The following is a 15,115-nucleotide window of genomic DNA, read 5'->3' as shown; positions in this document are numbered from 1 at the left end:
GCTCCCAACGAGTGGACGTGCGGCCGAATCGGGTATACTCCCGCTCTTTGAATCGCAGCCCAGCACAGGTGAAATTTGTGAGCCAGCCTACGCCAGCCGTGCGTACCTTCCAAGACTTGATCCTCGCCCTCCAGCAATACTGGGCAGAACAAGGTTGCGTGGTACTTCAGCCCTACGATATGGAAGTAGGCGCCGGCACGTTCCACACTGCCACGTTTCTGCGCGCCGTAGGCCCGGAAACCTGGAACGCCGCTTACGTACAGCCAAGCCGTCGCCCGACTGACGGCCGTTACGGCGAAAACCCGAACCGCCTGCAACACTATTACCAGTTTCAGGTGATTCTCAAGCCGAACCCGGACAACTTCCAGGAACTGTACCTGGGCTCGCTCAAGCACATCGGCCTCGATCCGCTGGTGCACGACGTGCGCTTCGTCGAAGACAACTGGGAATCGCCGACGCTGGGCGCCTGGGGTCTGGGCTGGGAGATCTGGCTCAACGGCATGGAAGTCTCGCAGTTCACCTACTTCCAGCAGGTCGGTGGTCTGGAGTGCTACCCGGTCACCGGCGAAATCACCTACGGCCTCGAGCGTCTGGCGATGTACCAGCAGGGCGTGGACTCGGTCTACGATCTGGTCTGGGCTGACGGCCCGTTCGGCAAAGTGACCTACGGCGACGTGTTCCACCAGAACGAGGTGGAGCAGTCGACCTACAACTTCGAACACGCCAACGTCGACAAGCTGTTCGAGCTGTTCGACTTCTACGAAAGCGAAGCCGCACGCCTGATCGAGCTGGAGCTGCCATTGCCCGGCTACGAAATGGTCCTCAAGGCCTCGCACACCTTCAACCTGCTGGATGCCCGTCGCGCGATTTCCGTGACGGCGCGTCAGCAATACATCCTGCGCGTACGCACGCTGGCCCGCTCGGTGGCTCAGGCCTACCTGCAGGCCCGGGCCCGTCTCGGCTTCCCGATGGCGCCGCCCGATCTACGCGATGAAGTGTTGGCCAAGCTGGAGGCAGCGCAATGAGTGCTCAAGATTTTCTGGTCGAACTGGGCACCGAAGAACTGCCACCCAAGACCCTCGTCTCGCTGGCCGATGCGTTTCTCGCCGGTATTGAAAAAGGCCTCGCAGGCGCAGGTCTGACCTACAGCGCCAAACAGGTCTACGCCGCACCGCGTCGTCTGGCCGTGCTGATTACCGCACTGGCCACGCAACAACCGGATCGCAGCGTCAACCTCGACGGCCCACCGCGTCAGGCAGCGTTCGATGCCGACGGCAACCCGACTCAGGCCGCCCTGGGCTTCGCCAAGAAGTGCGGCGTCGACCTGAGCGAAATCGATCAGAGCGGCCCGAAACTGCGTTACAGCCAGACCATCCTCGGCAAGCCGACGACGTCGCTGTTGCCAACCATCGTCGAAGACTCGCTGAACGACCTGCCGATTGCCAAGCGCATGCGCTGGGGTGCTCGCAAGGAAGAGTTCGTGCGGCCGACCCAGTGGCTGGTGATGCTGTTTGGTGATCAGGTCGTCGATTGCACGATCCTCGCCCAGAGCGCGGGTCGTCATTCCCGCGGTCATCGCTTCCACCATCCGCAAGACGTGCGCATTTCCTCGCCTGCCGGTTACCTCAGTGACCTGCGCGCCGCTCATGTACTGGCCGACTTCAACGAACGTCGCCAGATCATCAGCAAGCGCGTCGACGAACTGGCCACCCAGCAGGAAGGCACCGCCATCGTGCCGCCAAGCCTGCTGGACGAAGTGGCCGGTCTGGTCGAGTGGCCGGTTCCGCTGGTGTGCTCGTTCGAAGAGCGCTTCCTGGAAGTGCCTCAGGAAGCCTTGATTACCACCATGCAGGACAACCAGAAATATTTCTGCCTGCTGGATGTCGACGGCAAGCTGCTGCCGCGCTTCATCACCGTGGCCAACATCGAGAGCAAGGACCCGGCACAGATCATCGCCGGTAACGAGAAGGTGGTGCGTCCACGCCTGACCGACGCCGAGTTCTTCTTCAAGCAGGACAAGAAGCAGAAGCTGGAAACCTTCAACGATCGTCTGAAGAACGTCGTGTTCCAGGCGCAGTTGGGCAGCGTGTTCGACAAGGCCGAGCGTGTGTCGAAACTGGCCGCTTACATCGCACCACGCATCGGCGGCGACGCCCAGCGTGCTGCGCGGGCCGGTCTGCTGTCCAAGTGCGACCTGTCGAGCGAGATGGTCGGCGAGTTTCCGGAAATGCAGGGCATTGCCGGTTACTACTACGCCAAGGCCGACGGCGAACCTGAAGACGTCGCACTGGCGCTCAACGAGCAGTACATGCCACGTGGCGCAGGTGCTGAGCTGCCGACCACGCTGACCGGCGCTGCGGTGGCGATTGCCGACAAGCTCGACACGCTGGTCGGGATCTTCGGTATCGGCATGCTGCCCACCGGCAGCAAGGACCCGTACGCCCTGCGTCGTGCAGCACTGGGCATCCTGCGTATCCTGATCGAGAAGAAGCTCGACCTGAACCTGGTCGAAACGGTGAAATTCGCTGTCACGCAGTTCGGCGCGAAGATCAAGCCGGCCGGTCTGGCGGAGCAGGTGCTCGACTTCATCTTCGATCGTCTGCGTGCGCGTTATGAAGACGAAGGCGTCGACGTGGCGGTGTACCTCTCGGTACGTGCCCTGCAACCGGCTTCGGCGCTGGATTTCGATCAGCGCGTCCAGGCGGTCCAGGCCTTCCGCAAACTGCCACAGGCCGCTGCACTGGCCGCAGTGAACAAGCGTGTATCGAATCTCTTGAGCAAGGCCGAGGGCAGCATTGCCCAGACCGTCGAGCCCAAGTATTTCGACAACGCCAACGAGTTCTCGCTGTACTCGGCCATCCAGCAGGCCGATCACGCGATCCAGCCTATGGCTGCCGAGCGTCAGTACAGCGAATCGCTGGCGCGTCTGGCGATGTTGCGTGAGCCGGTCGATGCGTTCTTCGAAGCCGTGATGGTCAACGCGGAAGACGCCAACGTGCGTGCAAACCGTTATGCCCTGTTGTCGCGCTTGCGCGGCCTGTTCCTCGGCGTCGCCGACATCTCGCTGCTGGGCTGACAAGGAGTCGCTGTGAAACTGCTGATACTTGATCGGGATGGCGTGATCAATCATGACTCCGACACTTACATAAAGTCGGTGGCGGAGTGGCTGCCCATTCCTGGCTCGATCGAAGCTATCGCAGCGCTGAGCAAGGCCGGCTGGACGGTGGCCGTCGCCACCAACCAGTCGGGCATTGCCCGAGGTTATTACGATCTGGCCACTCTGGATGCCATGCACGTGCGCTTGCGCAAGCTGGTGGCAGAGCAGGGCGGCGAGCTCGGTTTGATCGTCTACTGCCCGCATGGGCCAGACGATGGCTGTACCTGCCGCAAGCCAAGACCCGGCATGCTGCAGGCCATCGCCCGTCATTACGCAGCGGACCTCAAAGGTCTCTGGTTCGTGGGCGACAGCAAGGGTGACCTGCAGGCCGCATTGGCCGTCGATTCTCAGCCTGTGCTGGTGATGACCGGCAAAGGACGCAAGACGATGGAAGGCGGAATGCCGGCAGGCACATTGATTTTTGACGATCTGGCGGCAGTTGCCGCAGAACTTATCCACAACAGCGCTCACTGAACAGTCAGCTCTTCAGGTTCAGGACGCTCAAGGAGCGGGCACCTGCCCGTACGGTAAACGTAACTATGTCGATCATGCAGGCAATCAGGACCTTCTTCTTTTACCTGTTGCTGGGCACCAGCTCGCTGTTGTGGTGCACGTTGAGTTTTTTCATTGCGCCTTTTCTGCCGTTCAAAGCCCGCTATCGCTTCATTAACGTCTACTGGTGCCGCTGCGCCATCTGGCTGACCAAGGTGTTCCTGAACATCAAGGTCGAAGTGACTGGCGCTGAAAACGTCCCGAAAACCCCTTGCGTGATCATCTCCAATCATCAGAGCACCTGGGAGACCTTCTTTCTGTCGGCGTATTTCGAGCCGATGAGTCAGGTCCTCAAGCGTGAACTGCTGTATGTGCCGTTCTTTGGCTGGGCGATGGCAATGCTGCGCCCGATCGCCATCGACCGCGAAAACCCGAAAGCCGCACTCAGGGAAATTGCCAAGAAGGGCGACGAGCTGCTCAAGGATGGCGTCTGGGTATTGATCTTCCCGGAGGGCACACGCGTGCCTTACGGCCAGGTCGGAAAATTCTCTCGCGGCGGTACTGCACTGGCAGTGAACGCTGATCTGCCTGTGCTGCCTGTCGCGCACAACGCAGGCAAGTACTGGCCTCGCGACGGCTGGGCGAAAAAACCAGGCACCATTCAAGTGGTTATCGGCGAGCCGATGTATGCAGAAGGCACAGGCCCACGCGCCATTGCTGCGTTGAATGACCGTGTACAGACCTGGAATGAAGACACACAACGCGCGATGGGTTCGCCTGTCGAGCCTGCAGCAACCCCCGAAAAAGTCCCGGCGTGATTTTGTGGATAACCTGTGTACGGATTTTGGAAAAACGGTTGAAACCAATGGTAAGCCTCTAATTACGCTGCTTATTTCTAAAAGCGATTAACACGTAAAAAACGTGCATAAGTTTTGGTGACGTATAAAAAACCGACCTTTTAGAGGTCGGTTTTTTTATTGGCGTGCGATTGACCACGGTCAGGGCAGTACCGGCGAACAGCAGTGGAATATGAGTCTGGATCAGGACAGCAAGCGGGCGTTGAGCAATAACTGCATCACCGAAGCACAGCTCGACATCAGCCAAGATCGACGGGTTGGTTTGCCGTTCGTCACCTCTATCTAAGCAGCATCGAGCAGAACGCTACTCACGTTTGAAGTCAGCTCAAAGGGGTGGTGTTATCGAGTCTCTCAACGGCCAGTAGTCTTGTTCTTAAGTGGCCGACCCTGCCAGACCCCACACACCGTATCTAATGTGTGCAAAAAACCCGGGAACCCAACTCACTCAATTCATCACTCACTGCAAAGGATCGCGAAGACTCCACTCGCGAATGCCATACACCCGTAAAGTCGTATAGAGAGCTGAGACCACCATGCCAAGTATTTCCAATGCTGCCTCCATCCAGCGACATCCCGGTATCCAGGATGTCACCGCGCCTGCTGAATTTACCTCAATCCCTTCCGTGGGCGAAAAGCTTGGAAGCGGAAGTCAGAAGGACGTTTATCATTCTCGGCAGGATCCACGGCAATGCATATGCCTGATCCGGCCAGACACAACCGGGATTATTTCCGGAAATGAATACGCAGCAAAAGAGCTAAAGATGACCAAACACCTGAAAAACCTCGGGTTTCCGGTCGTTGATGCACACGCCTTAGTCAAATACGATAACAAGGTCGGGATAGCGAAAGACTACATCCATCATGCGCTGGACTCCGAAGACGTTATCCATAACCGTAAACACATTCCAACCGACATGGCTTTCAATAAAAACGTTATGAAGGACTGTGATGAGATCATATCCAGACTCAGAACCCATAGCCTGCACATTGAAGACTTACAGTTCCTGATCGATGGGTATGGTCGGGTGCGAATCAATGACCCAAGAGATGTGATCCGGTCGTCGCCAGAAAAAAGCATCGCTAAAGTTCGAGACTTGCGCGCCATTGCGTTGAACAACCTGCTGGACGACAGTGATTAAAAGGCCCTGAATAGCCTCAGATGACGCAGGTTGCATTTTGTAGAAACAGGGAAGGGGGCAGCGCCGTCGACTGACGAGCAGGCCAAACTCCACAAACAAAAACCCCGGCTTTCGCCGGGGTTGGTGTTCGATCACGCTTTCATCAGAAGTCGAGGTTGGACACGGCCAACGCATTACTTTCAATAAAGTCACGGCGTGGCTCGACCGCATCACCCATGAGGGTGTTGAAGATCTGGTCAGCGCCGATGGCGTCTTCGATGGTGACTTTCAACATGCGGCGCACACTCGGGTCCATGGTGGTTTCCCACAGCTGGTCCGGGTTCATTTCACCCAGACCTTTGTAGCGCTGGATGGTGTGGCGCTTGGTGCTTTCGGCCATCAACCAGGCGAGGGCTTCCTTGAACTCGTTGACGGGCTTCTTGCGCTCGCCACGTTGCACGTAGGCACCTTCTTCCAGAAGCGTGCTGATCTGCGCGCCCAGAGCGGTAACGGTCTTGTAGTCGTTGCTGCCGAAGAAGTCGCGGTTGAAGGTGACGTAGTTCGACAGGCCGTGGGAGATCAGTTCGACCTCTGGCAGCCAGACATTACGTTCACGGTCTTCACGCAGGCTGGCCTTGTAGACCAGACCCGACTTCTCGCCGGTGCGCAGACGCGCGTCGAACAGTGCCAGCCAGGCTTGCATGCCCTCGTGATCCGACAGTTGCTCGAGGGTGATCGGCGGCAGGTAGACGAAGTGCTCGGTCAGTTCCTGTGGGTACAGACGCGACAGGCGCTTGAGGGTCTTCATGACCATGCGGAAGTCGTTGACCAGCTTCTCCAGCGCGGTACCGGAGATACCCGGTGCCGATTCGCTGAGGTGCAGGCTGGCGTCTTCAAGGGCCGACTGGGTCATGTATTCTTCCATGGCCTCGTCGTCCTTGATGTACTGCTCCTGCTTGCCTTTCTTGACCTTGTACAGCGGCGGCTGAGCGATGTAGATGTAGCCACGCTCGATCAGTTCGGGCAACTGACGGAAGAAGAACGTCAGCAGCAGGGTACGGATGTGCGAGCCGTCGACGTCAGCATCGGTCATGATGATGATGTTGTGATAACGCAACTTGTCGATGTTGTACTCTTCACGGCCAATACCGCAGCCAAGCGCAGTGATCAAGGTGCCCACTTCCTGCGAAGAGATCATCTTGTCGAAACGCGCTTTTTCAACGTTCAGGATCTTGCCCTTGAGCGGCAGGATGGCCTGAGTTCTACGGTTACGCCCCTGCTTGGCTGATCCGCCAGCAGAGTCCCCTTCCACCAGGTACAGTTCGGAGAGGGCAGGGTCTTTCTCTTGGCAGTCAGCCAGTTTGCCCGGCAAGCCAGCGATATCCAGTGCGCCTTTACGACGGGTCATCTCACGCGCCTTGCGCGCAGCTTCACGGGCACGGGCTGCGTCGATCATCTTGCCGACAACCGCTTTGGCTTCGTTCGGGTTTTCCAACAGAAAGTCGGAGAAGTACTTGCCCATTTCCTGTTCGACAGCCGTTTTGACTTCGGACGAAACCAGCTTGTCCTTGGTCTGCGAACTGAACTTCGGATCAGGCACCTTGACCGAAATGATCGCAGTCAGACCTTCACGCGCGTCATCGCCAGTGGTCGCGACCTTATGCTTCTTGGCCAGACCTTCCTGCTCGATGTAGTTGTTCAGGTTACGCGTCAGCGCAGAACGGAAACCCACAAGGTGAGTACCGCCATCACGCTGCGGAATGTTGTTGGTGAAGCACAGCAGGTTCTCGTTGAAGCTGTCGTTCCACTGCAGAGCAATCTCGACACCGATACCGTCATCACGCTGAATGTTGAAGTGGAACACTTCGTTGACCGGCGTTTTATTGGTGTTCAGGTACTCGACGAATGCGCGCAGACCGCCTTCGTATTTGAACAATTCTTCCTTACCGCTGCGCTCATCCTTGAGGACAATGCCAACACCGGAGTTCAGGAAGGACAGCTCACGAATCCGCTTGGCCAGAATGTCCCAGCTGAAGTGGATGTTCTTGAACGTTTCAGCGGAAGGCTTGAAGTGGATCTGAGTGCCTGTGCTGTCACTTTCACCGACGATCTTCATCGGTTCCTGTGGAACACCATGAACATAGGTCTGTTCCCAGATCTTGCCGCTACGGCGAACCGTCAGCAACAGAAGCTCTGAAAGGGCGTTAACCACAGAGACACCTACACCGTGCAAACCACCGGATACTTTGTAGGAGTTGTCATCAAACTTACCGCCAGCGTGGAGCACGGTCATGATGACCTCGGCTGCCGATACGCCTTCTTCTTTATGCACGTCTACCGGAATACCGCGGCCGTTGTCGCGCACGGTGATAGATTCGTCTGGATGGATGATGATGCTGATGTCGTCGCAATGGCCTGCCAATGCTTCGTCGATCGAGTTATCAACCACCTCGAACACCATGTGGTGCAGACCGCTGCCATCGTCTGTATCACCGATGTACATTCCGGGACGCTTGCGTACGGCATCAAGTCCTTTCAGCACCTTAATGCTGGACGAGTCGTACGTTTGGTTTTCGCTCATGCAATCACTCCCGATGGTCGTGGGTCTGGGTGATACGGCCTTGTTCCACGTGGAACAAAGCGACTGGCGTTTCCGTCTGCCAGCCTTCCCTCAAAAATTCTTGATCTACACAGGTGATAAACACCTGGCAGCGTAATTCTTCCAGCAAGCGGCAAAGCGCGCGTCGATGGTTGTCATCCAGTTCGGAGGGCAAATCATCTACCAGGTAAATACACTGGCCTCGACGAACCTGGCTGACCAGATGTCCCTGAGCAATACGCAGCGCGCAGACCACCAGCTTTTGCTGACCGCGAGACAGAATATCTGCCGCATTGTGCGCGCCTAATCTAAGGCGCAGGTCAGCTCGCTGTGGTCCGGCCTGGGTGTGGCCCATTTGCTGGTCGCGGTGGAGGGAAGAGGCAAGCACTGTACTTAGCTCTTTTTCCTTGTCCCATCCCCGGTAGTAGCTCAGGGTCAAACCTTCAAGCTCAACAAGTTCGCTCAAAGTCTGTTCAAAGACTGGCTTCAATGCCTTGATATAAGCCCGGCGGAACTCGTCGATCTCGTCACTTGCCGAGCACAGCTCACGGTCCCATGCCGCCTGTGAAGCGGCGTCAAGTGTACCATGCCGAAGCCACGAGTTTCGCTGCTTGAGGGCCTTCTGCAGGCGCTGCCACGTGGCCATAAAGCGAGGTTCCACGTGGAACACTCCCCAATCCAGAAACTGCCTGCGTATCTTCGGCGCACCTTCGAGCAATCGGAAGCTGTCGGGGTTGATAAGCTGCAGCGGCAGAATTTCTGCAAGCTGCGCGGCGCTTCTGGCGTTCTGCCCGTCGATACGAATCTGGAACTCGCCTTGGCGGTCACGTGAAACACCCAGATTGCTGTGTCCACCTTGCGCAAGATCGACCTGCCCGAAAACCGTACATGACGGCTGTTCGTACTGAATGACCGGAAGCAGGCGACTGCTACGAAACGAGCGCGCGATGCCCAGCAGATGGATAGCTTCCAGCACGCTGGTTTTGCCACTGCCGTTTGCGCCGTAGAGGATATTGATACGCGGGGAGGGGGAGAGGGTCACCGGGTGCAGATTGCGCACCCCGGTGACCGAGACGCGACTAAGAGACATCTAGGTTGCGCTGGACATGAAGTTACAGACGCATCGGCATGACAACGTAGGCGGAGTCGTCGTTATCGGACTCTTGCACCAGGGCGCTGCTATTGGAGTCGGACAGGATCAGGCGCACCTGTTCGGTGGTCATGACGCCCAGCACGTCGAGCAGGTAGCTCACGTTGAAACCAATCTCCAGCGAATCACCGTTGTACTCGACGCTGATTTCTTCTTCTGCTTCTTCCTGCTCAGGGTTGTTGGCCTGAATCTTCAATTGACCGCTGGCCAGTTGCAGACGGATGCCGCGGTACTTCTCGTTGGACAGAATCGCCGTACGGCTGAACGCCTCACGCAGTGCCTGACGATCACCGAGCACCAGCTTGTCACCACCTTTAGGCAGCACGCGCTCGTAGTCGGGGAACTTGCCATCCACCAGTTTGGAGGTGAAGGTGAATTCGCCAGTGGTCGCACGAATATGATGCTGGCCCAGAACGATACTGACCGTGCCGTCTTGCTCGGTCAGCAGGCGCGCCATTTCGAGAATACCTTTACGTGGAACGATCACCTGATGGCGATCGGCATGTTCGATATCGGCAGACATCGAGCACATGGCCAGGCGGTGGCCGTCGGTAGCCACTGCGCGCAAGATACCGGCGCTTACTTCCAGCAACATGCCATTGAGGTAGTAACGAACGTCCTGCTGGGCCATTGCAAAGCTGGTGCGCTCGATCAAGCGGCGCAGTTTGCTCTGCACCAGAGTGAACGTCAGCGAGCCCGGACCTTCTTCGACGGTTGGGAAGTCATTGGCAGGCAGAGTCGACAGGGTGAAGCGGCTACGACCGGCCTTGACGATCAGTTTCGAGTCGTCGAGCTTGATGTCGATGAGCGCATCGTTCGACAGGCTCTTGCAAATGTCCATGAGCTTGCGCGCAGGAACCGTGATCTCTCCAGGTTCGGCAGGCTCTTCCAGCTGGACGCGGCCAACCAGTTCGACTTCCAGATCCGTACCGGTCAGCGACAGTTGCTGACCTTCGACGACCAGGAGAACATTGGAAAGAACCGGCAAGGTCTGGCGGCGTTCGACGACGCCGGCGACCAATTGCAGGGGTTTCAACAGGGCTTCGCGTTGAATGGTGAAATGCATGGTCTAGTCCCTTGCCTTGATGAGCTGCACTGGCGTTATCACGTAGTCAGAGTGCGCAGCAGGTTCTTGTAGTCCTCGCGGATATCCGCATCGGATTCCTTGAGCTCGTTGATCTTTCGGCATGCGTGCAAGACAGTCGTGTGGTCACGGCCACCAAACACATCTCCGATTTCCGGAAGACTGTGGTTGGTGAGTTCCTTGGAGAGCGCCATCGCGACCTGGCGAGGCCGGGCGACAGAGCGGGAACGACGCTTGGACAACAAATCGGAGATCTTGATCTTGTAGTACTCGGCGACGGTGCGCTGAATGTTATCCACACTGACCAGCTTGTCCTGCAACGCCAGCAAGTCCTTCAGCGACTCGCGAATCAGCTCGATGGTGATGTCGCGGCCCATGAAGTGCGAGTGAGCGATGACGCGCTTGAGCGCACCTTCCAGCTCACGGACGTTGGAGCGAATTCGCTGGGCAATGAAGAACGCTGCGTCATGAGGCAGATCGACCTTGGCCTGATCTGCTTTCTTCATGAGGATCGCGACGCGGGTTTCCAGCTCCGGAGGCTCGACGGCAACTGTCAGGCCCCAGCCGAAACGCGACTTGAGTCGCTCTTCAAGGCCTTCGATTTCCTTGGGATAGCGGTCGCTGGTCAGAATGACCTGTTGCCCGCCTTCCAGCAGCGCGTTGAACGTGTGGAAAAACTCTTCCTGCGAGCGTTCCTTGCGAGCAAAAAACTGGATGTCATCGATCAGCAGCGCATCGACTGAGCGGTAGAAGCGCTTGAACTCGTTGATTGCATTGAGCTGCAACGCCTTGACCATATCCGCAACGAAGCGCTCCGAATGCAGGTACACGACCTTGGCGTTCGGATTCTTCTTCAGCAGGTGGTTACCCACAGCATGCATCAAGTGAGTTTTACCAAGACCGACACCGCCATAAAGGAACAACGGGTTGTAGCCATGCTTGGGGTTGTCGGCAACCTGCCAGGCGGCAGCACGTGCCAGCTGGTTGGACTTACCCTCAACGAAATTCTCGAACGTGAACGTACGGTTCAGGTAACTGGTGTGCTTGAGCGCACCTTCTACCTGGACGGTGCGCTGTTCTGCGCGAGCGGGCGCTTGTTGCGAGCTGGCACCCGCCATCGGATCAAAGCTGTCACGCGACGGCTCGTTGTGTGCTGCAACGTTCTGGACCGGTGCCGGCGTCGCTACGGCAGCAGCTGGCGCCGCCGTGGCAGGAGCCGGTGCCGAGACGCTGCTGACCGAATTGGCAGACAGCGCCTGGGAGGCTGCAGCGGCCAATGGCGCATTCGGAGCGGCACGGGGTGCGGAGCTGCGCTTGCTTCCTATTAATAAGGAAAGAGCAGGGGCCATGCCTTGACCGTGTTCGCCAAGAAGCTCGAGCAGACGACCAAGGTACTTTTCGTTGACCCAGTCGAGAACAAAACGATTGGGTGCATACACACGCAACTCGTCGCCTTCGGCTTCGACCTGTAGCGGACGGATCCAAGTGTTGAATTGCTGGGCAGGCAGCTCGTCGCGCAAAAGCTCCACGCACTGCTGCCAAAGTTCCACTGACACGGATATCCCCTGAGTTGAAAGCCGGTGAGGCAAAAACAGCCGCCATTGTAACGACCCAGAGGCGACTTATCCACATGTAGCTTGATCACAGAGAGCTATAAATCAACGATTTATGCATGAACCTCACGACAAACGGTCAACGCGTAAGCTCTGTGGATAACCCATCTTCAGCCCATTGCATAAGTCAGGCTTGAACTCTGTGCATAACTCGCCTGTGGATAAAACAGCGTTCCATGCACAGCTTTTCCGAAGGTCCGGCACAGGCAGGGCACCGTTTCTCGACAACCTTTCTGACCTCTGTACACATTGAATAACAAGGGCTGTGAGCTGTTATCCACAGAAAATCTCTGCGTAAGAGTTATAAGCTTTATAAAGAAGCTTTAAATACTCTCTTCTTTTTATTTCTATAACCGGAGCGGATTAGGGTAGCGGTGAATGAGAGGAAGAGGACGTTCAGCTATAAAAAGACGCCTATGAAGAAAAGCTGGTTGGAAATTGACCTGCGGGCCCGCTTTCTCTAGAATCCCCGGTCTCTTAAAACGGGGGCCATTCCGGCCCGTAGTGGACGAACCAGGTAACACGCCATGAAACGTACTTTCCAACCCAGCACTATCAAGCGCGCCCGCACCCACGGTTTCCGTGCACGCATGGCCACCAAAAACGGCCGCGCAGTTCTTTCGCGTCGTCGTGCCAAAGGCCGTAAGCGTCTGGCAGTTTGATAAATCGGCACAGGAGGTGAGTCGAGACTTCAGTCGGGAAAAGCGTTTGCTCACTCCCCGGCATTTCAAGGCAGTCTTTGACTCCCCTACCGGCAAGGTTCCGGGGAAAAATCTCCTGCTCCTTGCGCGCAACAACGACCTCGATCATCCCCGTCTGGGGCTTGTGATAGGTAAAAAGAGCGTGAAGCTCTCCGTCGAGCGCAATCGTTTGAAACGCCTGATGCGCGAATCATTTCGCCAACACCAAGACAGTTTGGTCGGTTGGGATATCGTGATCGTCGCGCGTAAAGGCTTGGGTGACGTAGAAAACCCTGAACTGATTCAGCATTTCGGCAAGCTCTGGAAACGTCTGGCGCGTAGCCGACCCATTCCGGAAGAAAAATCCGAACCTGCAGGGGTAGACAGTCCAGATGCGTAAACTGGCACTCGTTCCGATCCAGTTCTATCGCTATGCCATTAGCCCGCTGATGGCCAGTCACTGTCGTTTCTACCCCAGTTGCTCCTGCTACGCGTATGAAGCCATCGAAAATCATGGCCTTTCGCGCGGTGGCTGGCTGTCAATTCGTCGTCTTGGTCGCTGTCACCCATGGAATCCCGGTGGTTATGACCCGGTTCCAGCTGTCCCCACCTCCCGTTCTTCTTCGATGGCCGAGTAATCATGGATATTAAACGCACGATCCTGATCGTCGCCCTGGCAATCGTGACCTACGTCGGGGTTCTGAAATGGAACCAAGACTATGGCCAGGCTGCCATGCCGACCCAGAATGTTGCAGCCAGCACCGCCGCACCGGGTATTCCGGATACGGCCGCTGGTACTAATGGTTCTGCAAGTGCCGATGTTCCAAGCGCAAACGCTACGGCCAATACGGCTGCAGCACCTCTTGAAACTCCGGCCGTAGCCAGCAAAGACCTTATCCACGTCAAGACCGATGTGCTCGATCTGGCGATCGATCCGGTGGGTGGCGACGTCGTTCAGCTTCGTTTGCCTCTGTACCCGCGTCGTCAGGATCGTCCTGACGTTCCGTTCCAGTTGTTCGACAACGGCGGCGAGCGTACTTTTCTGGCACAAAGCGGCCTGACCGGGACCAATGGTCCTGATGCACGCGCTGCCGGTCGTCCGGTTTACACCTCCACACAAAAGACTTATCAACTGGCTGACGGCCAGGACACGATGGTCGTGGATCTGAAATTCTCGGAAAACGGCGTCAATTACATCAAGCGCTTCACCTTCAAGCGTGGTCTGTACGACCTGGTCATGACTTACGTTGTGGATAACCAGAGCGCACAACCCTGGTCCGGTAATCTGTTCGCGCAATTGAAGCGCGATGCCAGCTCCGATCCTTCTTCGACGACTGCTACCGGCACCGCTACCTATCTGGGCGCTGCCCTGTGGACTGCGGCCGAGCCGTACAAGAAAGTGTCGATGAAAGATATCGACAAGGGCCAGGTCAAGGAAACTGTCCAGGGCGGTTGGGTTGCATGGTTGCAGCATTACTTCGTGACTGCGTGGATTCCGGATCACAACGCAACCAACGCCGTTCAGACCCGCAAAGACAGCCAGGGCAACTACATCATCGGCTTCACCAGTCCGACTCTGTCGGTTGCACCTGGTGCACAAGGTGAAACCAGTGCCACCCTGTACGCAGGTCCGAAAAGCCAGGCGGTACTCAAAGAGTTATCCCCAGGCCTGGAGCTGACCGTCGATTATGGTTTCCTGTGGTTCATTGCCCAGCCTATCTTCTGGCTGCTGCAACATATCCACGCCATTCTCGGTAACTGGGGCTGGTCGATCATCGTTCTGACCATGCTGATCAAAGGCCTGTTCTTCCCGCTCTCCGCAGCCAGCTATAAGTCGATGGCACGTATGCGCGCAGTGGCTCCGAAGCTTGCATTGCTGAAAGAGCAGCATGGCGATGATCGTCAGAAGATGTCCCAGGCAATGATGGAGCTGTACAAGAAAGAGAAGATCAACCCGTTGGGTGGATGCTTGCCGATTCTTGTGCAAATGCCGGTTTTCCTTTCGCTGTACTGGGTACTCCTGGAAAGCGTGGAAATGCGTCAGGCACCATGGATCCTGTGGATAACCGACCTGTCGATCAAGGACCCGTTCTTTATCCTGCCGATCATCATGGGCGCGACCATGTTCATTCAGCAGCGTCTGAACCCGACTCCGCCGGATCCGATGCAGGCCAAGGTCATGAAAATGATGCCGATCATTTTCACGTTCTTCTTCCTGTGGTTCCCTGCCGGTCTGGTTCTGTACTGGGTTGTGAACAACACCCTGTCGATCGCTCAGCAGGCTTACATCACTCGCAAGATCGAAGCGGCTACCAAGAAAGCAGCTGCCTGATCTAACCTGTGAATAAGTTCTACAAGACGCCCC

Annotated in this window: 13 protein-coding genes; 9 read left to right on the top strand and 4 right to left on the bottom strand. The window is 56.8% G+C overall.

All coding sequences use genetic code 11. The annotated features are described in order from the left end of the window. Positions 1-77 precede the first annotated feature (77 nt). From glyQ to hopBF1, 5 genes are all read left to right on the top strand, one after another. Complete coding sequence (gene glyQ / locus LIX91_RS19935; RefSeq protein WP_002551326.1) at positions 78-1,025, top strand: glycine--tRNA ligase subunit alpha; 948 nt, start codon at positions 78-80, stop codon at positions 1,023-1,025. Further along, complete coding sequence (gene glyS, locus LIX91_RS19930) at positions 1,022-3,076, top strand: glycine--tRNA ligase subunit beta (RefSeq protein WP_003413776.1); 2,055 nt, start codon at positions 1,022-1,024, stop codon at positions 3,074-3,076. Before glyQ ends, glyS begins: the two co-directional genes overlap by 4 nt. A gap of 12 nt (positions 3,077-3,088) precedes the next feature. Beyond that, positions 3,089-3,631, top strand: a complete 543-nt coding sequence (gene gmhB, locus LIX91_RS19925; protein WP_003413774.1) for a D-glycero-beta-D-manno-heptose 1,7-bisphosphate 7-phosphatase — start codon at positions 3,089-3,091, stop codon at positions 3,629-3,631. A 65-nt stretch (positions 3,632-3,696) separates the two neighbouring features. Next, complete coding sequence (locus LIX91_RS19920) at positions 3,697-4,467, top strand: lysophospholipid acyltransferase family protein (RefSeq protein ID WP_003315938.1); 771 nt, start codon at positions 3,697-3,699, stop codon at positions 4,465-4,467. 572 nt (positions 4,468-5,039) lie between these two features. Next, entirely contained in the window at positions 5,040-5,645 is a 606-nt protein-coding gene (gene hopBF1, locus LIX91_RS19915) for a T3SS effector protein kinase HopBF1 (RefSeq protein WP_003413772.1), read from the top strand. A 142-nt stretch (positions 5,646-5,787) separates the two neighbouring features. On the opposite strand, the gene gyrB is transcribed toward hopBF1, so the two are convergent. From gyrB to dnaA, 4 genes are read right to left on the bottom strand one after another with little or no spacing between them, the layout of a single operon-like run. Continuing rightward, a complete protein-coding gene (gyrB, locus tag LIX91_RS19910; protein ID WP_003340175.1) occupies positions 5,788-8,205 on the bottom strand; it encodes a DNA topoisomerase (ATP-hydrolyzing) subunit B in 2,418 nt (805 codons plus the stop codon). Positions 8,206-8,209: 4 nt separating this feature from the next. After that, positions 8,210-9,313 carry a DNA replication/repair protein RecF gene (gene recF / locus LIX91_RS19905; RefSeq protein ID WP_003340176.1) on the bottom strand — a complete coding sequence of 368 codons (1,104 nt, stop codon included), beginning with the start codon at positions 9,311-9,313 and terminating at the stop codon, positions 8,210-8,212. Positions 9,314-9,335: 22 nt separating this feature from the next. Continuing rightward, positions 9,336-10,439, bottom strand: a complete 1,104-nt coding sequence (dnaN, locus tag LIX91_RS19900; protein ID WP_003421522.1) for a DNA polymerase III subunit beta — start codon at positions 10,437-10,439, stop codon at positions 9,336-9,338. A gap of 38 nt (positions 10,440-10,477) precedes the next feature. Then, on the bottom strand, positions 10,478-12,013 hold the full coding sequence (gene dnaA / locus LIX91_RS19895) for a chromosomal replication initiator protein DnaA (protein WP_003437057.1): 1,536 nt from the start codon (positions 12,011-12,013) through the stop codon (positions 10,478-10,480). A gap of 584 nt (positions 12,014-12,597) precedes the next feature. Between dnaA and rpmH the strand changes: the two genes are divergently transcribed. From rpmH to yidC, 4 genes are read left to right on the top strand one after another with little or no spacing between them, the layout of a single operon-like run. Beyond that, positions 12,598-12,732: a 50S ribosomal protein L34 gene (gene rpmH / locus LIX91_RS19890; protein WP_002551315.1), complete on the top strand. Its 135-nt coding sequence runs from the start codon at positions 12,598-12,600 to the stop codon at positions 12,730-12,732. Positions 12,733-12,748: 16 nt separating this feature from the next. Further along, positions 12,749-13,150 carry a ribonuclease P protein component gene (gene rnpA, locus LIX91_RS19885; protein ID WP_002551314.1) on the top strand — a complete coding sequence of 134 codons (402 nt, stop codon included), beginning with the start codon at positions 12,749-12,751 and terminating at the stop codon, positions 13,148-13,150. Continuing rightward, positions 13,143-13,388, top strand: coding sequence for a membrane protein insertion efficiency factor YidD (gene yidD / locus LIX91_RS19880; protein ID WP_226489020.1), 246 nt, complete (start codon positions 13,143-13,145; stop codon positions 13,386-13,388). Before rnpA ends, yidD begins: the two co-directional genes overlap by 8 nt. Positions 13,389-13,390: 2 nt before the next feature. Next, positions 13,391-15,082 carry a membrane protein insertase YidC gene (yidC, locus tag LIX91_RS19875; protein ID WP_100073118.1) on the top strand — a complete coding sequence of 564 codons (1,692 nt, stop codon included), beginning with the start codon at positions 13,391-13,393 and terminating at the stop codon, positions 15,080-15,082. The last annotated feature ends 33 nt before the right edge of the window (positions 15,083-15,115 follow it).

It is taken from the genome of Pseudomonas sp. B20, from assembly GCF_020515755.1.
GTDB lineage: Bacteria > Pseudomonadota > Gammaproteobacteria > Pseudomonadales > Pseudomonadaceae > Aquipseudomonas > Aquipseudomonas syringae.
The sequence above is the reverse complement of the archived record's forward strand: the minus strand, read 5'-3'. Positions and strand labels throughout refer to the sequence as shown.

Excerpts from the sequence above, each read along its gene's own strand:
- glyS (WP_003413776.1), top strand. The coding sequence starts at position 1,022 with ATGAGTGCTCAAGATTTTCTGGTCGAACTGGGCACCGAAGAACTGCCA.
- LIX91_RS19920 (WP_003315938.1), top strand. The coding sequence starts at position 3,697 with ATGTCGATCATGCAGGCAATCAGGACCTTCTTCTTTTACCTGTTGCTG.
- hopBF1 (WP_003413772.1), top strand. The coding sequence starts at position 5,040 with ATGCCAAGTATTTCCAATGCTGCCTCCATCCAGCGACATCCCGGTATC.
- gyrB (WP_003340175.1), bottom strand. The coding sequence starts at position 8,205 with ATGAGCGAAAACCAAACGTACGACTCGTCCAGCATTAAGGTGCTGAAA.
- recF (WP_003340176.1), bottom strand. The coding sequence starts at position 9,313 with ATGTCTCTTAGTCGCGTCTCGGTCACCGGGGTGCGCAATCTGCACCCG.
- dnaN (WP_003421522.1), bottom strand. The coding sequence starts at position 10,439 with ATGCATTTCACCATTCAACGCGAAGCCCTGTTGAAACCCCTGCAATTG.
- rpmH (WP_002551315.1), top strand. The coding sequence starts at position 12,598 with ATGAAACGTACTTTCCAACCCAGCACTATCAAGCGCGCCCGCACCCAC.
- yidD (WP_226489020.1), top strand. The coding sequence starts at position 13,143 with ATGCGTAAACTGGCACTCGTTCCGATCCAGTTCTATCGCTATGCCATT.
- yidC (WP_100073118.1), top strand. The coding sequence starts at position 13,391 with ATGGATATTAAACGCACGATCCTGATCGTCGCCCTGGCAATCGTGACC.